Source organism: Streptomyces sp. NPDC030165 (assembly GCF_055573595.1).
The window spans coordinates 157404-179874 of the sequence record NZ_JBVIBD010000013.1; the positions used below are offsets into that span (position 1 = coordinate 157404).

A 22471-nucleotide genomic window follows, 5' to 3' on the forward strand; every position below is an offset into this window, starting at 1 on the left:
CCGCCCTGGAGGGCACTTCATCCCATCAGGTGATGGACGATCCGGGCAGTTGTGCGAGACCGTGCCGGTAGGCGTAGTGGATCGCCTGGGCCCGGTCCCGCAGCCCGGCCTTGGCGAAGAGGTTGTTGATGTGGGTCTTCACGGTGGCGTTCGAGACGTGCAGCGACCGGGCGATCTCCGGGTTGGACAGCCCCTCGGCGACCAGCCTCAGCACCTCCACCTCGCGCGCGGTCAGCCCGTCCGGGGGCTCGGCCGGCGCTGCCGAAGCGGCCTTCCGTACGGGCTCGGCGAACCGCTCCAGCAGCCGCCGCTGCACCTTCGGCGACAGTCCGGCCTCGCCCGACAGCACGTCCTCGATGGCCCGGACGATCTCGTCGCCGTCCGCGTCCTTCGTCAGGTAGCCCCGGGCGCCGGCTTCCAGCGCGGGGAAGAGGTGGTCGTCGTCCGCGTAGGTCGTCAGCACGACGATCTCGGTGCCGGGGTGCTCCGTCCGGATCCTCCGCGTGGCCTCGACGCCGTCGCAGCGGGGCATCCGGAGGTCCATCAGGACGACGTCAGGGGTCAGTTCGGCGGTGAGCCGTACCGCTTCCTCACCGTCCCCGGCCGAGCCCACGACCTCGATGCCCGGCAACAGTCCCAGCAGCATCACGATTCCCTCGCGCACCACCGTCTGATCATCGGCAACCACCACGCGCGCCGTCATACCGGCACCCTCAACCGGACCACGAAACCCTCCTCGGCAGGACCGGAATCCAGCGTTCCACCGAGGAGTTCGGCGCGCTCCCGCATCCCCAGCAGACCGTACCCGGAACCCGACGAGCCGAGATCGCCCAGGGCCCCCGGCCTGCCGCCACGGAGGTTCCTGCGCGCCCCGGAGTCCCGTACCTCCAGCTCCACTTCGTCCTCCGCGTAGGCGAGCCGTACCGTCACCTGCGCCCCCGGCGCGTGCTTGCGTACATTCGTGAGTGCTTCCTGGGCCACCCTGCGCAGTGCCAGGCCGGCTTCGGGCGACATTTCGCGCCGCTCCCCCGTCACCTCCAGGCGGGCGTTGTCAGCGGCTGTCAGGTGGCACAGAAAATCCTCCACCGGGGCCATCTCGCCACGCAGCGCCGACAGCGCCTGACGCGTGCCGTCCAGGCCCTCCCTGGCCATTCCGCGCGCCGCCACGACCCGCTCCAGGATCTGCTGCCGGTCCGCCTCCAGGTTCACACTGCGCTGGATCAGCAGCCGCGCCGCCTCCAGGTGCACCAGCTGCGCGCTCAGACTGTGCGCGAGGACGTCGTGGATCTCACGGGCGATGCGGCCCCGCTCGGCCAGCGCGGCCGTCTCGGCCTCAGCCTTACGGGCGGCCCGCTCCTGGGCCAGCAGCCGCTGCGCGTTGCCCCGCGCCTCGGAGTCCAGCCGTACGACGTACCCGGCCAGCCCGAGCCCCACGACGGTCGCCGTGATCGACAGCCAGCCGTCCGGGCTGCGCACGGCGTACGCCGTCAGGGACACGAGCGTGCACGGCATCGCCGCCGCCAGCGGAAGCTGAGCCATCGAGACGATGGCACTCGCACCCCACACCACGGCGGCCGGCACCCTCGCGCCTTCCATGTCGAACCAGAACGCGCCGCCCTCCAGAAGCGCCAGCAGACCGAGCGCCGGCCACAGCCGGCGCTGGAGCGTCGCCCGGAAGAACCTCCACAGGATTAGGCCGCAGAGCGCGACCGCGGCCAGTCCCAGCACCACTCCCGCGTTCTGGAACTGTCGGTTCGCCAGCGCGCTCCACAGCAGACCGGCCATGACCACAAGGCGGATGGTCCTGCCGACCCACACTCGTGTCCTGCTCGATCCTTCTCGGGTGAGCGCCTCCCGCGAGGGCCAGCTCGTCCAGAAACTCAGCGGCACAAACGATCCTTCCGGCACGGTGATCCCGGGGCTGGGCCACCGGCGCGTAGCGCCGGGAAGCGCCGTCGCGATCTCAGCCACCGACAGCAACACGGTACGTCGGACGCAGCGTCTGGGCGCGCCACACCATGGTGCCCGTACGGGCGAGCAGCGTGGCGGCCACGGACAGCATCGTGGCCTGGGTGCCCATGTGGACCCCCACCAGCACCGCGACCCCGTACAGCGCGAACCGCAGCCCCACGCCGAGGGCCCAGGCCGCGGCGGTCACCGCGCGGCCCGCGGACCAGACCTGCCCGTCCGCGTCGGTCCAGATCCGCATGGTCCACGCCCAGGCCGCGCCGGTGAGCAGGCCGAGGACCACGCCGACGGCCAGCAGGACGGCGGATCCGGTGGGATGCGCGTTGTCGATCAGGCCCGGTTCACGGACCGCCAGGACGGCGAGGACGGCGGGCAGCAGCCACCAGCGCTTGTTCTCCGCCGCGAGCCGCTGCGGCTTGAGCTGCCGCACGACCAGCAGAGCGGTGATCGCGACGATGACGAGAATGTTGAGCAAGCCGCTCATGACCTGGGCCTCCGTGGCACGGGAACAACAACCGTCCCGACGCTACGAAGCGGGCCCCACCGCCCGCATCGGCGTGCGGGTGGGCTCCGGGTGGAAAGGCGGTAGGCGGCCTCTCCACCCGCGGATGGAGAGGCGCCCGTACCAGCGCGCGCAGACGCATCACACGCCCCCGCGGCGGTTCGTCAGGTGTCGATGCGCGAGAGGTCCAGCGTGGAGGCGGAGCTGGTGATGAACTCCCGGCGCGGCGCGACCTCGTTGCCCATGAGCAGGTCGAAGGCCTTCTCGGCGGCCTCCAGGTCGCTGATGTTGATCCGGCGCAGGGTGCGGTGGCGGGGGTCCATCGTGGTCTCCGCGAGCTGGTCGGCGTCCATCTCGCCCAGACCCTTGTAGCGCTGGATGCTGTCCTTGTAACGGATGTTCTTGCGCTGCAGTTCCAGCAGGGTCTGGCGCAGCTCGTTGTCCGAGTACGTGTAGATGTACTTGTCCTGGCCCTTCTTGGGCTGGGTCAGCTCGACCCGGTGCAGCGGCGGCACGGCCGAGAAGACCCGGCCCTGCTCGACCATCGGGCGCATGTAGCGCTGGAAGAGCGTCAGCAGCAGGCACCGGATGTGCGCACCGTCGACATCGGCGTCCGCGAGGAAGATGACCTTGCCGTAACGGGCCGCGTCGATGTCGAAGGTGCGGCCGGAACCCGCTCCTATGACCTGGATGATCGCGCCGCACTCGGCGTTCTTGAGCATGTCCGAGACCGACGACTTCTGGACATTGAGGATCTTGCCGCGGATCGGCAGCAGCGCCTGGAACTCGGAGTTGCGCGCCAGCTTGGCGGTGCCCAGCGCCGAGTCGCCCTCGACGATGAACAGCTCGCTGCGCTCGACGTCGTCGCTGCGGCAGTCGGCCAGCTTGGCGGGCAGCGAGGAGGATTCCAGGGCCGTCTTACGGCGCTGAGCCTCCTTGTGCTGGCGGGCCGCGATGCGCGTACGGGCCGCCGCCACGATCTTGTCGAGGACGGCCCGGGCCTGCTGCTTGGCGTCCCGCTTCGTGGAGGTCAAGAACGCCTTGAGCTCCTTGGAGACGACCTGCGCGACGATCCGGGAGGCGGCCGAGGTGCCCAGCACCTCCTTGGTCTGCCCCTCGAACTGGGGCTCCGCGAGCCGTACGGTCACGACCGCGGTGAGCCCCTCCATGGCGTCGTCCTTGACGACGTCGTCCTCGGCGACGCGCAGGAGCTTGGACGATCGCAGGACCTCGTTGACGGTCTTGGTCACAGACCGTTCGAAACCGGACACGTGCGTGCCGCCCTTGGGGGTGGCGATGATGTTGACGAAGGACCGGACGGTGGAGTCGTAGCCGGTGCCCCAGCGCAGCGCGACATCGACGCCCAGCTCCCGGGTCACCTCGGTGGGCGTCATGTGACCGCGTTCGTCCAGGACCGGGACGGTCTCCTTGAAGCTGCCCTGCCCGGACAGCCGCAGCACGTCACAGACGGCCTTGTCCTGCGCGAGGTACTCGCAGAACTCGCTGATGCCGCCGTCGTACCGGAAGGTCTCCTCCGTCGGGCCCTCGCTCTCGACGCCGCGCTCGTCCCGTACGACGAGGGTCAGGCCGGGCACCAGGAAGGCCGTCTGGCGCGCCCGGGCGTGCAGCGTCTCCAGGGACAGCTTGGCGTCCTTGAGGAAGATCTGCCGGTCGGCCCAGTAGCGCACCCGCGTGCCGGTCCGGGTCTTGGGGATGCGCTTGCTCTTGAGCAGGCCGTTGGCCGGATCGAAGGGGGCGTCGGGGCCGGACTCGGTGAAGATGCCGGGCACCCCGCGGCGGAAACTGATCGAGTGGGTCTTGCTGTTGCGGTCCACCTCGACGTCCAGCCGGGCGGAGAGCGCGTTGACCACCGAGGCGCCGACGCCGTGCAGACCGCCGGAGGCCGCGTACGAGCCGCCGCCGAACTTGCCGCCGGCGTGCAGCTTGGTCATCACGACCTCGACGCCGCTCAGGCCGGTCTTGGGCTCCACGTCGACCGGGATGCCGCGGCCGTTGTCCCGGACCTCCACCGACCCGTCGTCGTGGAGGACGACGTCGATACGATCGCAGTAGCCGCCCAGCGCCTCGTCGACGGAGTTGTCGATGATCTCCCAGAGGCAGTGCATCAGGCCGCGGCTGTCCGTCGAGCCGATGTACATGCCCGGGCGCTTGCGGACGGCCTCCAGTCCCTCCAGGACGAGCAGATGCCGCGCGGTGTAGTTGGACCCGTCCCGGTCTGCCCCGGTCAGCACGGCGGTGGACGGCACGGACATCTCGGCGGTCACGCGGTTCGCTCCTCGCTGAATTACTGGTGGTCCGCATTCCGCGGACCCGGTCGTGGCGGTGTCGCCGGTGAGAGCGTACCGAGGCCCGGTAGAGCCGATGTGACGCCACCCGTGACGGTGTCCATGGTAGTAGACTTTCGTTCACGTGTTCGATCCCTCGAAGGAGTGAGAGCGCAGTGCCGCGCACATCACGTTCCCTTCGAGGCATGAACCATTTAGGCTCCGGGCACGTCCTCTTGAACAACCGGCAAGCCAGCCGGGAGGACAAAAGCCCAGCAACCAACGTGAATCAGACCACCACGCAATACGGCTCATTCGCCGCCACCCGGCAACACCCGGCCCCCTTGGAAAAAAATTTTCAGGGAATAAGGCACGAGCGGGAACGTTTTCGGCCTGGTTGGATGTTGACCCTGGTACGACAGCTCGTCGAGCTAGAGAAGAGGCGACGTGACTACTGTTCTGACCCCCGCGAGCCCGCTGACGGCCGCTGACCGCTGCGACCGCTGCGGCGCCCAGGCATACCTGCGCGTCGTCCTGATGTCCGGCGGCGAACTGCTCTTCTGCGCCCACCACGGCCGCAAGTTCGAGCCAGAACTCAAGAAGATCGCCGCGGAAATACAGGACGAGACGGAGCGGCTGACCGCCTCTCCCGCGTCTGCGTCCGATGAGGAACGCTGACACATCGCATCCGACGACGAGCGAGTAGCGGCCTAGGGCCGTGCGGCGGGCGGTCCCCCGGCACCACCGGGGGGCCGCCCGCACTCGTCTGCTCCCGCGCCCGCGACCCCTCTGCCCGCCACCACGTTACGGTTGCGCCTACAAGCGCCCCTCGTGGCGTCCTGAGGCTCCGCCGCCACACGCTCCGACCACAGGTCCGGGCGCCCGCCCCACGGCCCTCAGCCAGCGCCATGGGCGGTCACATGCTTGATCATCGCTGAGATGCGCGTATAGACGCCCGGCTTCCCCACCTTTCCGCAGCCCGTCCCCCAGGACACCAGCCCCACGAGACGGCCCCGCGCCACCAGCGGCCCCCCACTGTCACCCTGACAGGCATCCCGGCCGCCGGCCGAGGTGCCCGCACACAGCATGGAACCGGACAGATACCTGCCGTCCGCATCGCCCGGATACGCCCTGCTACAGGCCGCGTTCGAGAACATCTGGACCTGCGCCGAGCGGAGCGTGGCCGAATACGATCCGTTGCCCGTGGTGTCGCCCCAGCCGTACACGTTCGCCTTCGTACCCGCCTTGTACGCGGGGTCACCGGCCTTGGCCATCGGGAGCGCCCGCCCCTTCGGCATCTGCTTCCCGAGGGTGAGGACCGCAATGTCACCGGCGTTGCTGTAACTGTCGTACGACGGGTTCACCCAGACCCGCCGCGGCACCAGCTCCTCCCCGCCCCTGCCCCGCATGTCCTCGCGCCCCACGATGATCCGCAGGTCCTTGACCTGCTGCCACTCCACGCCCAGCACCGCACGGCTCAGGCAGTGCGCCGCCGTGACCACCGTCGCGCGGCCGACCAGCACACCGCCGCAGAACTGGCCGGAACGGTCGGAGCCGAAGCGCGAACGGGAAGCGACGGCCACCATCCACGGGTTGTCGGAGACCTTCACCTGCCGACCCCCGACCACCGACTCGTCCGCCTGCGCGGTGACCGGCACGACGAGAACCAGGACGAGGGCCCCGAAGGCGGCCCGGACGTAGGCACGCATACACGCTCCTGACTGTGCGGAAGTGTTCGCACACCCAGGGTGAGACAGTTGGGCGCATCACGCACCCGGACACACCGCGGGCCCGGCCCCCGCCGAGGGGGACCGGGCCCGCAATGCACTCGTACGGCCGTCCGGAGCGGCCGCTTCCGGATCAGTCCAGGTAGTCGCGAAGAACCTGCGAGCGCGACGGGTGGCGCAGCTTCGACATCGTCTTCGACTCGATCTGGCGGATCCGCTCACGCGTGACGCCGTAGACCTTGCCGATCTCGTCCAGCGTCTTGGGCTGGCCGTCGGTGAGACCGAAGCGCATGGAGACCACGCCCGCCTCCCGCTCGCTGAGCGTGTCCAGGACGGAGTGCAGCTGCTCCTGCAGGAGCGTGAAGCTGACCGCGTCGGCCGGCACGACCGCCTCGGAGTCCTCGATCAGGTCACCGAACTCACTGTCGCCGTCCTCACCCAACGGGGTGTGCAGCGAGATCGGCTCGCGACCGTACTTCTGGACCTCGATGACCTTCTCGGGGGTCATGTCCAGTTCCTTGGCCAGCTCCTCCGGGGTGGGCTCGCGGCCCAGGTCCTGGAGCATCTGGCGCTGCACACGGGCCAGCTTGTTGATGACCTCGACCATGTGGACGGGGATACGGATCGTCCGGGCCTGGTCGGCCATGGCGCGGGTGATCGCCTGGCGGATCCACCACGTCGCGTACGTGGAGAACTTGTAACCCTTCGTGTAGTCGAACTTCTCGACCGCACGGATCAGACCGAGGTTGCCCTCCTGGATCAGGTCCAGGAAGAGCATGCCGCGGCCGGTGTAGCGCTTGGCCAGCGAGACCACCAGACGGAGGTTGGCCTCCAGCAGGTGGTTCTTGGCGCGGCGGCCGTCCTCGGCGATGATTTCCAGCTCGCGCTTGAGCTTCGGCGCCAGCTTGTCGGAGTTGGCCAGCTTGTCCTCGGCGAACAGGCCCGCCTCGATGCGCTTGGCGAGTTCGACCTCCTGCTCGGCGTTGAGCAGCGGGACCTTACCGATCTGCTTGAGGTAGTCCTTGACCGGGTCGGCGGTGGCGCCGGCCGCGGCGACCTGCTGCGCGGGCGCGTCGTCCTCGTCGTCGTCGGACAGGACGAACCCGGCGTTCTCGGCACCCTCGGGCACCTCGGCCGGGGCCTCGCCGCCCTTGCCGGCGGGCGCCGCCTCCTCGATCGGCTCGTCCTCGAGGAGCTCGTCGACGTCCTTCTTGGCGGCGGTCTTCTTCGCCACGGTCTTCTTGGCGGCGGTCTTCTTCGCGACCGTCTTCTTGGCGGTGGCCTTCTTGGCGACCGTCTTCTTCTCGGGACCGCCCTCGGCCTCGCCGTACGCCGCGTCACCCATCGGGGCGGCCGCGGTGGTGGCCTTCTTCGCCGTGGCCGTCTTGGCCGCGACGGTCTTGGTGGCGGTGCGCTTCGCCGGACTCTTCGCTGCGACGCTCTTGCGGGTGCGCTTGGGCGCCTCTGCGGCACTGACCATCAGCGTCACACCCTCCTCGTCGAGGATCTGGTTGAGGCTGCGCAGAACGTTCTTCCACTGGGTTGGCGGAATCTGGTCAGCCTCGAAGGCCCGACGCACGTCATCGCCGGCGATCTGCCCATCAGCCTTTCCCCGCTCGATGAGCGCCATCACTGACTCGGACTCGGCGATCTCCGGCGGGAGCGTACGGGATGTGCTGGCCGACACGAACAACCTCTCGGAACGATGGAAACGGCTTCCGACCCCGTCCACGGTGGATCGGAGCCGACGACCGTCGGCGGGGATGGACCGACGGCGCAGGGGAAGCCGGGGAGTTGAACAGCGCCGAAAACGCCGCTCGCATTCCCTCCTCGGCTATCACCTCTTAAGTCATCGCGCCTCCCCGGCGAGCGTTACGCCCAATCTGCGTGGCCCGAGTCACACCACATAACGAGACATTCCCCCCTCTACGGTGCGCAATCCTCCCAAGCAAACGCCGGGCCCGGATCACGCTCCCGGGCCCGGCGGCCTGACGTACATCGGCCTGCGCTCGCCGCTCACTCACGACGGCGCACCTCACTCGCGGCGGCGCACCGCCGCGGGCCCCGCGCCCACGCCCGTGCACTCCGCCGGCGGCCGCACGCCCTGTGCGCCCCCATGCACTCTGCGCGCCTGGCGTCCACCCCTCGCGCCCCGGGTGGCCCGCACATTTTTCGACGTTCCGTCCCGTACGGTGGCGCCTCCCGTTCCGTACGGGCTCGCGCCCTCGGCCGGTTCCTCCCGGCCGTTACGGGCCTCCGGTGGGCGGGGGGTCTTCGGCGGCGCCGGTTCCTCAGTGCTCGCGGGGCGGCGGGACGGTGTGGTCCCCGGCCCCGCCGGCGCCCTGGCCGCCGGTCTCGCCGTGGGCGGTCAGCAGGGCGCGCATCGCGGCCTCGGCGCCCGCCGCGTCGCCGGCGCCGATCGCGTCGACGATCCGCATGTGCTGGCCCACGGTCTTCTCCGCGGGGCGCTCGCAGCCGCCGGACGGGCCGCCCGAGACGTGCAGGGCGGAGGAGACGATGCCGGAGAGGTGCTCCAGCATGCGGTTGCCGGCGAGCTGGAGCAGCAGGGCGTGGAACTCGGAGTCGGCACGGCCGAAGGTCAGCGTGTCACCCTGGGCGGCGGCGTGCCCCATGATCTCGACCATGTCGGCGAGACGCTGCTGGATGTCGTCGCGGCCGTGGCCGGCGGCGAGCCGGGCGGCGAGGGGTTCGATGGTCCAGCGCAGCTCGGACAGTTCACGGCGCTGGTCGTCGCGCTGCGGGCCGTACGCCCGCCACTCGATGATGTCGGGGTCGAGCAGATTCCAGTCGCTGACCGGCCGCACCCGGGTGCCCACGTTCGGCCGGGCGCTGACCAGGCCCTTGGCCTCCAGGACGCGCAGCGACTCGCGGACCACGGTGCGGGAGACCTCGAAGCGCTGGCCGATCTCCTCGGGCACGAGCGGACGGTCCGCCCCGAGGTCGCCGGAGACGATCATCTGGCCGAGCTGCTGGACGAGTTGGCCGTGCAGCCCGCGGCCGCGGTTGCCCGCCGCGCGGCGGCCGGCCCGGGCCATGTCCGCCTCGGGCCCGTCCCAGACGGGCGGCACGCGGTCGGCCCGCTCGGCGCCCGGAGCGTGGGCGACACCGCCGGCGCCGGGTGCGCCCGCGGCGGCGTAGGAGTAGCGGTCAAGCTCGCCCGGGCCGGCGAGGCCGGCGTCGGCGGGGCGAGCCGCGGTCATCATGGTGTGCGCAAGGGTACTCACGCATCATTTGTCGGCGACGCCCCGGGACCCCTTGAGGTCTTTGGTGAAAAGCACACGAAAGGGTGATCGCCCATCATTCCCCAATTGACGCTTTATCGGAAAGAAAGGTGCTCCCCACGGGAGGGCCCACGCGTCGCCGCACCAACTGCACTCGAAAGCGGGCCGTAAGGGTCAGCGGGACCGGCTTCGCAGGGCGGTCAGGGCATAGGCGAGGACCAGTGCCGTGAGCGACAACGACAGTGCGCCGCCCACTGGTTGGGCCGCCAGCCGCAGCGCCACCTCGACCGCCTGATCGAACCCGGACGGCCACTGCACCAGCGCCGCCGAACGCAGCCGCGCGGGGAGCCCGACCAGGGACCGGGCACCCGGTGCGGCCGACGCCCGTTGTACGAGGGGCAGAACGAGCACCGGCACAGCCAGGACCGCGGCCAACCCCGTCGCGGTGGACCGGAAGACACCCGCCGCCAGCACACCCGCCCACGCGCAACCGACCATGAGGGCCACCCAAGTGACGGCCAGCATCTTCACGTCGCCCCCGGCAGGCAGGCCCGCGGCACCGAACAGTCCACCCACCGCAACACCGTCGAGCAGCAGCGTAGCGATCGCGAGCAGCGCCGCCGCGGCACCGCTGACCAGCAGCTTGGCCGCCAGCAGGCCGAGGCGGCGGGGCACGGTGCCCTGGTCGGGGGCGAGCGCCGGGTAGCGGAACTCCTGACCGAAGGAGAGCGCCCCGATCAGCCCGGCCGCGAGCGCCACCGGAGGGAACGGAAGTTGACGCGGCCAGCCGGTGAGCACATGCACCCGCGAGCTGTCGCCGGACCGGGCCAGCACCAGCGCGAAGACCAGGGCCACCGCCAGCGCGAGCACGAAGACGATCGGACCGGCGGGGTCGGTCGTGGCACGGCGGAACTCGTAGAGCAGCGGCCATTCCGGGCCACGACCGGACAGGCGCAGACTGACGAGCTTCCGGGCCGCGTCTTCCGGCGAGGCCGGTGCGGGGCCGGGGGAGCCTGGGGGGAGGGAGTCGCGGAGGGGTTTGAGGGGTTTGTAGGTGGAGGGGACGGTCGGGGTGGGTGAGGGCGGGGGTGGGGAGGCCGGATTTGTTGGTGAGGTGTCCGAGGTCGACGGGGAGGCAGGGGTGGAAGTTTCAGTCGCGCCTTCCGGGCCGGGTGGAGTGGGCGAGGGCGAGGGGAATACGTACGCGGGAGGCGTCCCGTTGCACGGGGCGGACGATGGAGCGGGGGCTACCGAGGGCTCGGGGGCCGTTGACAGCGCGTGGTCGAGGGGCTGTGTGTGGCCGAGGGGCTGTGTGTGGGCGGTCGGTGCCGCGTGGTTGAGCAGTTCGGTGAGGTCGGCTGCCGGCGTGGGGCCGGCTGACGACGCACGCTCGACGAGTTGCCCTGTAAGGACATGCGGGGGACGGGCCGGGATCGCTCGATCACCGCTCTCCGGGTCGGTGGAGGCGGCGGAGGAGGCGGAGGCGGTGACACCGGTACCGGAGCCGGCAGACGCGCCCCTCACCGCATGGATCACAGGGGCCGCCGCATCGGCAGATGCGGCCGAATCCGGCGTGGCGGGCTCCGCGGCCGCCGACACGGCGCGTTTACGGGCACGACCGTCGGCGCGATGCAGCGGGGTGACCGGGCCGGTGTCCCCCACCTCATCGGCGAGACGGTGCACGAGAATGCCGTGCCGGAACGCCGTGTCCCCCACGGCCGCGCAGCTGCTGCCGTAGACAGCGATACGACTGCCGCTCTCCCGTACGACTTCGACCGCGCGGCCCGTGTGCGGATCCGCCCCCGGACGCACGCGCTGTGCCTCGTCGACGAGCAGCGACGCGAGCCGGTCGGCGTGCGGGGAACGGACGACGACGCGCGGGCGCAGCCGGGTCCGGGCGAAGTCGGCGACGTTCTGGTCCGCGACCAGCCTGCCGTCCTCGACGGTGACCACCCGGTGGCCGAGCCGGGCGGCCGCCCGCGCGTCGCTGGAGGTGACCAGTACGGTGCCACCCTGCGCCGCGTATCCCTGCAGCAGCCCGTGCAGCCAGGCCGCCTCGCGCAGGGACACCTCCCGGGAGGGCTCGTCGAGGAGGAGGGTGTGCGGGTCGCCGAGGAGAGCGGCGGCCAGACCGAGCCTGCGGTCCATGCCCCGCGAGAAGGCGCCGAGCTTTTCGTCGGCGAGGCCGCTGAGACCGACCACGTCCAGGACGTCGTCCGCGCGGGACGCCGGAACCCCCGCGGCGGCGCTGAGCATCCGCAGGTGCCCACGCGCCGTACGGGCGGGGTGCCCGGGGACGTCCCCGAAGACCACGCCGATCTCGCGAGCCGGGTTCGGGACGCGGTGCAGCGGGCGGCCACGGAAGAGCGCGACGCCGCGGCCGCTCTCCAACTGGAGCATGAGCCGCAGAGCGGTGGTCTTGCCGGCCCCCTCGTCGCCGAGCAGGACGGTGATCCGGCCGGCGGGGGCTTCGAAACTGAGGTCGTCGACGGCGGGGCGCCGCCCCTCGCGGGAGCCGCCGGTCAGCCCGATGGCCTGGATCATCGCGCCCCCCACGGGGTGCGGGACCTTGGGGAAGCGGTGCGGAGGAGGAGGTGGGGACTCACGCGGTCACGGTAACCCCATATGTCCGTTTTGTCGGCAATGACCCGCAGTTGGGGCCACGCGTGTCACACCTCACCGACCACGGCGCCGCGGCGCCGGGCCACCCACTCTCCATACCGCCGCCGAACGACCGCTGCCCACCGCGCCGCTACGGCGTTCCGAACCGCTGCCAGGCCCCGCGCGCCTGCGCCTCTCCCCCGGGCACCCGCGGCCCACCGACCTGTCGCTCAGACCTCCGGACGCAGCATCGGCGGATTGAGCAGGGTGGCACCGCCGGCTCTGAACAACTGGGCGGGGCGGCCCCCCTGACGGGTCGTCGTCCCACCCGTGGGGACCAGAAAGCCCGGTGTGCCGGTGACCTTGCGGTGGAAGTTCCGGGGGTCCAGTGCCACACCCCAGACCGCTTCGTAGACCCTGCGCAATTCCCCGACGGTGAACTCCTGCGGGCAGAAGGCGGTGGCGAGCGAGGAGTACTCGATCTTCGAACGGGCCCGCTCCACCCCGTCCGCGAGGATCCGGGCGTGATCGAAGGCGAGCGGAGCGGCCTGCTCGCCCTCACGGCCCAGGCCGCCGTCCTGGTCCAGAAGCGTGTCGACCGGGGCCCAGCGCGCACTGTGGGCGTCGCCACCCGCCGTCGGGGCGGGCAGGTCGGGGGCGAGCACCAGGTGGGCGACGCTGACCACGCGCATACGGGGGTCGCGCTTGGGATCGCCGTACGTGGCGAGCTGTTCCAGGTGCGCGCCGTAGGGCGGTGGCGGGCCCGCCGGGCAGTGGGCGTGCAGTCCGGTCTCCTCGGCCAGCTCCCGGGCGGCGGCCGCCTCCAGGTCCTCGTCGGCCCGTACGAACCCGCCCGGTAGGGCCCAGCGCCCCTGGAACGGCGGCTCGCCGCGGCGCACGGCCAGCGCGCACAGCGCGTGCCTGCGCACGGTGAGCACGACCAGGTCGACGGTAACGGCGAACGGGGGGAAGGCCGACGGGTCGTAGGGAGGCATGGCGCGATCATAGTCGTCCGCCTGACGATAATCAGGCCCTGGCGTATCTCAGGCCCCCAGTTGCAAGCCATTCGCGGCCTCCTCGACCAGGCCGAGACCGAGCCTGCTGATCCGTACGGCGAAAGGCTGCCCGGCGACGCTGAGCCCGGTGAACTGCATGGCGCCGAGCGGCGCGCTGCCGACCGGGCGGACCGCCACGGTCCCCGCCGGGACGTCGGGGCGCACCCCGGCCAGGGCGGTCAGGGCGTGCACCGCCCCCGCGGCGGCCACGGCAGCCGGGCGGCAGGCCGCGGGGTGCGGCACGGGTGCGCCGTCACGGGTGCGCTGCTCGCCCGCGTACATCTCCGGGAGCCGGTAGGCGAAGCTCTGCGCGGCGTCGAGGAGCCCGCGGACCAGGGAGGCGGCCTCCTTCTCGTGGCCCGCGGCGGCCAGGCCGGCGACGGCGACCGCCGTCTCGTGGACCCGTACGGCGCCGCTGCGGTGGCCGAAGGGGTTGTAGCCGCCCTCTTTGGCACCGAGCCCCCGCAGGCCCCACCCCGAGTCCATGGCCGGACTTCCCAAGAGGCGGGCGAGGCGCTCCGTGCGGGCCGGGTCGAGCAGGCCGACGGCTGTGCGTCCGCCGCCGAGCAGCCCGGTGTCCAGGAGGTGGACGGCCGCGGAACCGAAGTGCGGCAGCAGGCGACCGCCCGGGGTCCGCAGTACGGCGGGGCTGCCACCGCTGCGGTTCTCCACCCAGAACTCTTCACGGAACCGCGTCCGCAACCCGGCCGCCCACTCGCGCAGCGCGGCCGCCCCCGGTCTGCCGCAGCCGTCGAGGAGGTCGGCGCCGAGCAGCGCGGCGCGGTGTGCGTGGGCCTGGGTGGCGCAGCGGTACGGCCCTCCCGGCGCCGGATCGGGGACGTAGCCGCTGCCTCCGCTCAGGGCTCCGTCACCGGGCGCGTCTCCGTCGCTCGCAGCCGTACGCAGCCATCTCAGGCAGTTCTCCGCCGCCGGGAGCAATTGCTCGGTCTCGCGGTCGGGCAGCCCCCAGCGGCGGGCTTCGGCGAGGACCGTGGGGAACAGCAGCGTCGCCTCGACGCCTGTGCAACTGGGCGGTGCGTACGGACCCGCGTCCCGCAGCGCGCCCGGAATTCGGCCGGAATCCGCCCCCGAACCGGCCAGTTGGACATGTGCGAGTGTACGCAGGGTGTTGGCCGCGAGCCGGGTCCCCAGGGGCAGCAGCATGCGGGCGGCCCAGAGGGCCTCGGCCGGCGAGAGGCCGCAGCGCCAGGGGACGCCACCCGCGACGTACGTGTCCGTGGGAGCAGCTGGACCACGCATCAGGAGGCCGTGCAGGTCGTCGAGCCCGGCCGCCAGCAGCGCGTCGGCCCTGGGGTCGTCGCACTGGAGCCGCGCCGGCGACCACGGGCGAGGCGGCTGCTCACCGCCGCGGGTGGCCGGGAGCGGCGGGCCCGGTCTGCCGGCGAAGGTCCCCGTTGTCGCATGCTCCAGGCGGACCCGCACCTCGATGGTGTGCTGGCCACCGGGCGGCAGGTCCAGCTCCCAGCACAGCAGTCCGGCCGAGGCCATGACATCTGTGGGGGCCGGCGACGCGGCGATCACGGCATGGGCTCCCCCGGCGGACCAGCGCAGCCCTGACCCGTGCACACTGGCCGGCAGTTCGGGTCCGGCGACGCCGACGGCGATCGCGCCGAGATCGGCGAGGTCCGTGCCCAGTCGCAGCTCCACCGGCAGCCGCACCCGGCGCGGCGCGCTGCTGTGGAACGTGATCCGTTCGACGCCGTCGGCGGACCGCAGCCGTTCCACGCGGATCTCGGGGTCCGGGCCGCGGTCGACAGCCGTACGGACCGTTCCGACGAACCGCGCGCGGTCCGACGCGGTCAACCTGCCCTGCACGATGACGGGTTCGGCGCCGCCCGCGCTCAGCTGGCAGCGGGACAGGACGCGGCGCCCCGCGCGGTAGAAGCCGTCCGTACCCCGGCCGGTGAGCTGGCCCTGTTCGGAGGAGATGGCGAGGGCCGGAAGGGCCACGCAGATCAAGGTCCCGTGGACAGGCTGCGGTTCCGGTGGCCGGGGCACCCCGGAACGGTGATCTCCGGATGCCCGGCGGGCCGGCTGAGCGGTGGGGACCATGCCTGACACTCTCTGCGCTCCCTGCTGGGGTCTGGGATCCATACGGACTGCGCCACAGAGGTGAACGCCGGGGCCGGCGCCCAGGTCACGCCGGCGTCCCCGCACCAGCGGGCTCACGGCCGACTCCGGTCACCGTTGCGGGCGGAGCGCCGCCCGCCCCGGCCGGGTGTCGTACGCGAACCGGGGCGCGTACTGCCGCGCGGACCGCCCGGGCGGTCCGATCCGCCGCAACGTCCGCTCCCACCGGGGCGCCCCGGCCTGCCGGGACCGTCCGGTGCGGCAGGCCGCTCCACCCCACCACCGCGGCCGGTCTCACCCGACCGGATCACCCCCGGGGCGGAGCCGGGCACGGGCGGAGGACCGTCCACAAGCACCGGTACGGAGTCACGCCCGGACGCCAGTACGACATCGCCTCCTGGCGCGCCACCGGCACGCTCGTCCCGCTCCTCCCTCAGGCAGCGGCGCAGCGCTTCCGGGTCCAGCCCTTGGTTGATGCCGCTGTGCAGCAGCTGGGCGAAGAGACACTCGGGGTCCAGGGTCAGTGCGCGGCCGAGCGCGACGCGGGCGGACGGCTGGTCACCCGTCGCCCAGGCGACCCAGCCCGCCAGCGAGAGCGGCGCCACGGCGTACTCGGCGTACCCGCCGACGCAGCGGCGGGAGAGCGCCTGCCACAGGCGCAGCGAGGGCTCGGCATCGGGCCCCTCCATCCACTCCGCGGCGCGGTCCCGGGCGACGCGGTCCTGGAGCCCGATGATGAGACGGGCGGCCTCGGCATCGGTCAGGAGCGCGTCGTCGCAGGCGTCCCTGGCCCGCCGACTGCCCGTGGGCGGGTCCTCGCGGAACCGGCGGACCAGGTCGCTCGCCCGCGCCAGAGTCTCCGCCCGCATGGGCGCCGCCGTCCCTTCCTTGATCATGCGCGGGACGAGCGCGTGGGCCTCGGCGTCCAACGCGCTGGTCTGCCCCGCCGCGCGCGGTCCGGTCCACGCGGCCAGCCGGGATTCCAATTCACGCAATGACCCGCGCACTTGGATGCCGGCGTAGGCAGCGGCAGCGGCCATCACCGACGTACCCGGCGGGGTCAGGGGCGTGCCCTCGGCGGGACAGCAGCGGAAGTCGGGACAGCAGTAGGACCAGAAGCGGCCGTCGGAGATGCACAAGGCGTCGAGCACCGGGACGTCCAGCGCCCCGCAGGCGGTGCGCAGCCGCTGCGCGAGCGGGCGGAGGCGCTCCTTCACCTCCCAGCCGCTCTCTCCCGTCGCCGGTTCCTGACAGAGATAGACGATGATCCCTTCGGGGCGGGAGCGGCGTTCCTCGCCGAGCGTCACGAGCGAGCCCGCGAGCTGGTCGGACACGTACGCCCACTGGGACCGGTCGGTCGGGATGCCGAGGCGGGCCCGGCTGCCGAAGCGCCCCCGCTCGCCGTGCAGGCCGACGAGGACGATGCTGTCGTCCGGGAAGAACCCGAGCAGATACGGCAGCGCGTCGGCCAGCTCGGCCGGCCCGCGCAGGGTGACCTTGGGCCCTTCGGCCTCCTCGTCGCCCTCGGTCCCTTTCGCCGCGGCTGCGGCTGTAGCTGAGGCCGCGGCTTCGGTCGGAGCCGGGATGGGCGGCATGGGCGGGCGCGCTCGGTCGGTCTTGGTGGCCTGGTCGAGCCTCGTGGGACAGCCCGGCAGGTCGGGCTGCTCGGGCTGCTCGGACTGGCCGGACTGGCCGGACTGGCCGGACTGGCCGACCTGGTCGGAGCGACCGGAATGGCCGGAATGGCCGGGTCGGCTGAGTCGGTCATCCTGGACGGACTGACCGAGTCGATCGAGCTGATCTGCCCGGTCGGACTGATCGGTCCGATCCGGCTGATCGCTCCGGTCCGGCTGATCGCTCCGATCCGGTCGGTCGTTCCGATCCGGCTGACCGGGCCGACGGGGCCGATCGGACCGACCCAGGCGGTCGGGCTGTTCAGGCTGGCTGGGCGTTTCGCTGTGCTGGTTCATGGCTCGAAGATCCCGCGGAACGCCACGCCGCCGCGACCCCTGTGGATAACTCGCGGGTGACGGAAGTTGTCCACAGCATCGGGCGGCGGTTCGCGCGTTGTCAGTGGCATCGGGTTGCATGGAGCCATGAGCAACGAAGACCTGCGCGCCTCGGCCGATGCCGTCCTCTCCCGCCTCGTCGGGGACCCCGGCGGTACGGCCCGGCTGCGCGAGGACCAGTGGCGGGCGATCGAGGCGCTGGTCGCCGAGCACCGCCGTGCGCTGGTGGTGCAGCGCACGGGCTGGGGCAAGTCGGCGGTCTACTTCGTCGCGACCGCGCTGCTGCGCGAGCGCGGCAGCGGACCGACCGTGATCGTCTCGCCGCTGCTCGCGCTGATGCGCAACCAGGTCGAGGCGGCGGCCCGGGCCGGAATCCGCGCGCGCACGATCAACTCGTCCAACACCGAGGACTGGGACACGATCCAGGCCGAGGTGGCGGCGGGCGAGGTCGACGTCCTGCTCGTGTCGCCGGAGCGTCTCAACAACCCCGACTTCCGCGACCAGGTGCTCCCCAAGCTGGCCGCCGCCACCGGCCTGCTGGTGGTCGACGAGGCGCACTGCATCTCCGACTGGGGCCACGACTTCCGGCCCGACTACCGGAGGCTGCGCACGATGCTCGCCGACCTCCCGCCCGGCGTGCCCGTGCTCGCCACCACGGCGACCGCCAACGCGCGGGTCACGGCCGACGTGGCGGAGCAGCTGGGGACGGGCGAGGGGGCCGCCGAGGCACTCGTCCTGCGGGGTCCGCTGGACCGGGAGAGCCTGAGCCTTGGTGTGCTCCCCCTGCCGGATGCCGCGCACCGGCTGGCCTGGCTGGCCGACCATCTGCACGAGCTGCCGGGGTCCGGGATCATCTACACGCTGACGGTCGCCGCGGCCGAGGAGGTCACCGCCTTCCTGCGGCAACGCGGCCACACGGTCGCCTCGTACACGGGGAAGACCGAGAACGCGGACCGCCAGCAGGCCGAGGACGACCTGCTCGGCAACCGCGTCAAGGCGCTGGTCGCCACCTCCGCGCTGGGTATGGGCTTCGACAAGCCCGACCTCGGGTTCGTGGTGCACCTCGGTTCGCCGTCCTCGCCCATCGCCTATTACCAGCAGGTCGGCCGGGCCGGGCGCGGTGTCGAGCACGCCGAGGTGCTGCTGCTGCCCGGCCGCGAGGACGAGGCGATCTGGAAGTACTTCGCTTCGCTGGCGTTCCCGCCCGAGGAGCAGGTGCGCCGGACGCTGGACGTCCTGGCGGGCTCGGACCGGCCGCTGTCACTGCCGGCCCTGGAGCCTCTGGTGGAGCTGCGCCGTTCGCGTCTGGAGACCATGCTGAAGGTGCTCGACGTGGACGGTGCGGTGCACCGCGTCAAGGGCGGGTGGACCGCGACCGGCCGTCCGTGGACGTACGACGCCGAGCGTTACGCCTGGGTGGCGCGGCAGCGCGAGGCCGAGCAGCAGGCCATGCGGGACTACGCCACGACCACGGGCTGCCGGATGGAGTTCCTGCGACGGCAGTTGGACGACGAGGCCGCGGCGCCGTGCGGGCGCTGCGACAACTGCGCGGGGGCGCGTTTCACGGCGGAGGTGTCCACCGCCTCGCTGGACGCGGCGCGCGGCGAGCTGGGGCGGCCTGGCGTGGAGGTCGAGCCGCGGCGGATGTGGCCGACGGGGCTGCCCGCCATCGGTGTCGATCTCAAGGGCCGCATCCCGGCGGGTGAGCAGGCGGCCACCGGGCGCGCGCTGGGCCGGCTGTCCGACATCGGGTGGGGCAACCGGCTGCGCCCGATGCTCACCGCGCAGGCTCCCGACGGGCCGGTTCCGGACGATGTCGCGTCCGCGGTGGTGACGGTGCTCGCCGACTGGGCGAAGGGTCCCGGCGGCTGGGCCTCGGGGGCTCCGGACGCCCCGGCGCGTCCGGTGGGGGTCGTGACGCTCGACTCCCGTACCCGTCCGCAGCTGGTGCGTTCCCTGGGAGAGCGCATCGCCGCCGTCGGGCGGATGCCGTTCCTGGGGACGGTGACGTACGGGGAGAACGGGCCGGACCCCCGGATTCCGCGCAGCAACAGCGCGCAGCGACTGCGGGCGCTGCACGGGGCGTTGAGTGTGCCGCCGGAGTTGGCGCAGGCTCTGGCGTCGGCGGGCGGGCCGGTGTTGCTGGTGGACGATTACGCGGACACCGGCTGGACGTTGGCCGTGGCCGCTCGGCTGCTGCGCAAGGCGGGAGCCTCCGGAGTGTTTCCGCTGGTCCTTGCCGTACAAGGGTGAGGTGAAGGGGGTGGTCGGGCGTCAGGGGCCGGTGCGGCGGGCATGAATACAGCAGGCGCTCGCCCGATTCCGGCTTTGCGCGCGCCGAGTTCATTGCCGCATGTCTGTACGAACGTAAGAATTGGACCCTCGCTTCCCCGTACCCGTCGTCCGCGGCCCGGTACGGCGGTACCGAACCGTGCCCGCACGGCCGACCGCCGTCCGGAGTGCGGACGCGCAGACGAAGGGAGGACCGTGACCTTCGGCTTCGCCCAGCCCCCGGACGTTTCCCTGCCCACGTCCGCCGATTCCGCCGCCCGGCTGAGCCGCATGCTGGAGCCTTCCGAGTGGGCGTCGGCCGGTATTCCCCTGCTGCGCAACCCGCGTGAGGTCGTCACCGGCCTGCACGACCGTCATCTGCCCGGGCTCTCGACGGCCGTCGTGGCGGTGCTCGGCCCGGAGGAACGCATCGTCGCCAGTGCGTCGTTCGTCCAGCACGCCTCGGCGCCGGACGGCTGGGAGTTTCGCAACGCGCTCCTGGCCCAGCTGCGCCGGGTCGTCCCGCACGACCTGCGGCTGCGGGTGCCGGTTCGCACGGCCGTCCTGCTCTACTGCCGTGAGGGCGACCCGCGTTGGACGGAGGCGGACGGCGCCTGGATGTGGGGACTGCGCGACGCGTGCACCTTGCACGGACTGCGCTGCGGCGCGTACATCACGCTGACCCGCAGCGGCTGGCAGGTACTGGGCGAAGGCCGCGGCGGCCGGCGGCCGCGCTCTGCCACGCGCCCCGATCGCCCTCGCGGTACGGAACGACCGCCGCACCGCTATGTACCGGAACAGTCCGGGCCGGCCGAGCGGCGAGAAGCGGCAGGACAGGCCCCGCCAGGGGCCTCGGGGCAGGCCGAGGGCGCCGCACTGCCCGGGATGTCCGAGCACACCGGCGAAGCGCAGCGGTCCGGATCACCGCCACCGCCCGGCTCGCCGGAACGGCTCGCTCCGGCGGAGCGGTCCCGCTCCGTGGAACGGACGCGTACGCCGACCCCGCAGCCGTACGCCGAGGGACCGCGGTCCCCTTCGGAACCGCCGTACGACGACGGACGACGCGCACCGCGACGCGGCACGGCCGGCACACGGGAAGCGCGACGACGGGCCGCGGCCCACTGACGGTCCGCGGGTGCCCGGCGCGAGACGCCCGGACGGCCCGTGGCCGCCGGGCCCCCCTGACAGCGCCCGTCAGGCGTTGACGCCCAGCAGGGCGTTGATCCGCTGCGGGTCACCGCAGACGACCAGGAGCGCACCGGCCCGGGTCATCGCGGCGGGCAGGGCCCGGGCGACGGTCTGCTCGGTGCCACCGTTGACCGCGACGACCACGACGGGCCGTCCGGTCGCACGCTCGGCGGTGGCGTCCGCATAGAACACGTCGTCCGCGGCGTCCTGCTGCGCCCAGTAGGCCGCTTCGCCGAAGGACAGTTCGTGGGCGGCCCACGGGTGCATCTCACCGGTGGTGAGCACCAGGATGTCGCCCGGCGCGCGCCCGGAGTCCAGCAACAGGTCGACGGCCTCCTCGGCGGCGTCGAGCGCGCCGGACTGCGAGGCCGGGATCAGCTGGATCTGCGTTCCGGGAGCGGCGCCGGCGGCACCGGCGGTCGCGGTGGGCTGCTTGGGGCCCGGGCGCTGCGCCGGAGGAGCGCCGGCCGGCCCGCGGGACGGCGTGGCGGGTCCGGGCTTGCCGGGGCGGGCGCTGGCCGCGGGGGCGCCGCGCGGAGGCGCGGGGCGGGGACCGGGGCCAGGAACAGGACGGGGGGTCGACGCGGTGCGGCCGGCGGCCGGAGTTGCGCGGGGACCCGGGACACTCTCGTGAATCTGAGGCTCCTCGGGGATGAGAGGCATAAAAGGATGTCTATCAAACGTAGGTGCGGAACATGTCATCGGGTACCGAATTCATGCCCGCACCGCTCAGAAGTCGAAGCCGAGTTGGCCACCGGCCTCCAGAGCGGCTGCTTCGGGGGTGCTGCGCACCTTCTTCAGGTAGCGCCAGCGGGGCAGGGCGTCCATGTAGGACCACGACACCCGGTGGTACGCCGTGGGGCCGTACTCCTCGAGCGCCGTACGGTGCGCGGGCGACGGGTAACCGGCGTTCTCCGCGAAGGCGAAGTCGGCGTGCACGCCGGCCAGTTCACCCATCATCGCGTCACGGCGGACCTTGGCGAGCACGGACGCCGCGGCCACCGCGATGCAGGACTGGTCGCCCTTGATGACCGTACGGACCTTCCAGGGGCCACCGAGGTAGTCGTGCTTGCCGTCGAGGATGACCGCGTCCGGACGGACCGGCAGCGCTTCCAGGGCGCGTACGGCCGCGAGCCGCAGCGCCGCGGTCATGCCCAGGTCGTCGATCTCCTCCGGAGAGGCGTGCCCCAGGGCGTGCGCCGTGACCCAGCCGTCGAGCACTTCGGCGAGTTCGGTGCGTCGCTTGGGTGTCAGCAGCTTGGAATCGGTGAGTCCGTCCGGCGGGCGGCGCAGTCCGGTGACGGCTGCGCAGACGCTGACCGGACCGGCCCAGGCGCCGCGCCCGACTTCGTCCACCCCAGCGATGATCTTGGCGCCCGTGGTGGCGCGAAGCGATCGCTCGACGGTGTGGGTTGGGGGCTCGTACGGCATGGCGCCAGCAAGCGTACGCCTAATCGTGGTGGTCGTGTGCACCGGGTACCGCCTGAGCGCCCCACCCCCGGAGCCGATCATCGCCGACGCCCCTGGGGGCG

Annotated in this window: 16 protein-coding genes and 1 pseudogene; 4 read left to right on the plus strand and 13 right to left on the minus strand. The window is 72.3% G+C overall.

The window, feature by feature from the left end; translation table 11 throughout:
* Positions 1-25 precede the first annotated feature (25 nt).
* The 4 genes from ACZ4Z1_RS24490 to ACZ4Z1_RS24505 form a co-directional block, all read right to left on the minus strand.
* The gene (locus tag ACZ4Z1_RS24490; RefSeq protein ID WP_468488745.1) at positions 26-703 is read right to left on the minus strand and encodes a response regulator transcription factor; all 678 of its coding nucleotides are present in this window, start codon (positions 701-703) and stop codon (positions 26-28) included.
* Positions 700-1890, minus strand: a complete 1191-nt coding sequence (locus tag ACZ4Z1_RS24495; RefSeq protein ID WP_468488746.1) for a sensor histidine kinase — start codon at positions 1888-1890, stop codon at positions 700-702. Before ACZ4Z1_RS24495 ends, ACZ4Z1_RS24490 begins: the two co-directional genes overlap by 4 nt.
* A 73-nt stretch (positions 1891-1963) precedes the next feature.
* Complete coding sequence (locus ACZ4Z1_RS24500) at positions 1964-2452, minus strand: DUF1453 domain-containing protein (protein ID WP_468488747.1); 489 nt, start codon at positions 2450-2452, stop codon at positions 1964-1966.
* 182 nt (positions 2453-2634) lie between these two features.
* A complete protein-coding gene (locus ACZ4Z1_RS24505) occupies positions 2635-4755 on the minus strand; it encodes a DNA gyrase/topoisomerase IV subunit B (protein WP_468488748.1) in 2121 nt (706 codons plus the stop codon).
* A 447-nt stretch (positions 4756-5202) separates the two neighbouring features.
* Here ACZ4Z1_RS24505 and ACZ4Z1_RS24510 point away from each other — a divergent pair, with 447 nt between their 5' ends.
* On the plus strand, positions 5203-5433 hold the full coding sequence (locus ACZ4Z1_RS24510) for a DUF7455 domain-containing protein (RefSeq protein ID WP_003981845.1): 231 nt from the start codon (positions 5203-5205) through the stop codon (positions 5431-5433).
* 218 nt (positions 5434-5651) lie between these two features.
* On the opposite strand, the gene ACZ4Z1_RS24515 is transcribed toward ACZ4Z1_RS24510, so the two are convergent.
* The 7 genes from ACZ4Z1_RS24515 to ACZ4Z1_RS24545 form a co-directional block, all read right to left on the minus strand.
* On the minus strand, positions 5652-6464 hold the full coding sequence (locus ACZ4Z1_RS24515; protein WP_468488749.1) for a S1 family peptidase: 813 nt from the start codon (positions 6462-6464) through the stop codon (positions 5652-5654).
* A 151-nt stretch (positions 6465-6615) separates the two neighbouring features.
* Positions 6616-8169: an RNA polymerase sigma factor gene (locus ACZ4Z1_RS24520; protein ID WP_468488750.1), complete on the minus strand. Its 1554-nt coding sequence runs from the start codon at positions 8167-8169 to the stop codon at positions 6616-6618.
* A gap of 604 nt (positions 8170-8773) precedes the next feature.
* Complete coding sequence (locus tag ACZ4Z1_RS24525; RefSeq protein ID WP_468488830.1) at positions 8774-9706, minus strand: FadR/GntR family transcriptional regulator; 933 nt, start codon at positions 9704-9706, stop codon at positions 8774-8776.
* A gap of 192 nt (positions 9707-9898) precedes the next feature.
* Positions 9899-12268 carry an ABC transporter ATP-binding protein gene (locus tag ACZ4Z1_RS24530; protein ID WP_468488751.1) on the minus strand — a complete coding sequence of 790 codons (2370 nt, stop codon included), beginning with the start codon at positions 12266-12268 and terminating at the stop codon, positions 9899-9901.
* Between the two features lie 287 nt (positions 12269-12555).
* A complete protein-coding gene (locus tag ACZ4Z1_RS24535; protein WP_468488752.1) occupies positions 12556-13320 on the minus strand; it encodes an NUDIX hydrolase in 765 nt (254 codons plus the stop codon).
* A gap of 48 nt (positions 13321-13368) precedes the next feature.
* Complete coding sequence (locus ACZ4Z1_RS24540; protein ID WP_468488753.1) at positions 13369-15351, minus strand: glycogen debranching N-terminal domain-containing protein; 1983 nt, start codon at positions 15349-15351, stop codon at positions 13369-13371.
* 215 nt (positions 15352-15566) lie between these two features.
* Positions 15567-17066, minus strand: a complete 1500-nt coding sequence (locus tag ACZ4Z1_RS24545) for a DUF4192 domain-containing protein (protein WP_468488754.1) — start codon at positions 17064-17066, stop codon at positions 15567-15569.
* A gap of 138 nt (positions 17067-17204) precedes the next feature.
* Between ACZ4Z1_RS24545 and ACZ4Z1_RS24550 the strand changes: the two genes are divergently transcribed.
* The 3 genes and pseudogenes from ACZ4Z1_RS24550 to ACZ4Z1_RS24560 form a co-directional block, all read left to right on the plus strand.
* Positions 17205-17501: a hypothetical protein gene (locus ACZ4Z1_RS24550; protein WP_468488755.1), complete on the plus strand. Its 297-nt coding sequence runs from the start codon at positions 17205-17207 to the stop codon at positions 17499-17501.
* Between the two features lie 66 nt (positions 17502-17567).
* Positions 17568-19733 (plus strand): RecQ family ATP-dependent DNA helicase, encoded by a 2166-nt coding sequence (locus ACZ4Z1_RS24555; protein WP_468488756.1) that lies wholly within the window; start codon positions 17568-17570, stop codon positions 19731-19733.
* A gap of 234 nt (positions 19734-19967) precedes the next feature.
* Positions 19968-20585: pseudogene (locus tag ACZ4Z1_RS24560) on the plus strand (hypothetical protein); the annotation flags it as partial.
* Between the two features lie 360 nt (positions 20586-20945).
* Here ACZ4Z1_RS24560 and ACZ4Z1_RS24565 read toward each other — a convergent pair.
* On the minus strand, positions 20946-21602 hold the full coding sequence (locus tag ACZ4Z1_RS24565; protein ID WP_468488757.1) for a hypothetical protein: 657 nt from the start codon (positions 21600-21602) through the stop codon (positions 20946-20948).
* Positions 21603-21668: 66 nt separating this feature from the next.
* Positions 21669-22370 (minus strand): ribonuclease HII, encoded by a 702-nt coding sequence (locus ACZ4Z1_RS24570; protein ID WP_468488758.1) that lies wholly within the window; start codon positions 22368-22370, stop codon positions 21669-21671.
* Positions 22371-22471 lie beyond the last annotated feature (101 nt).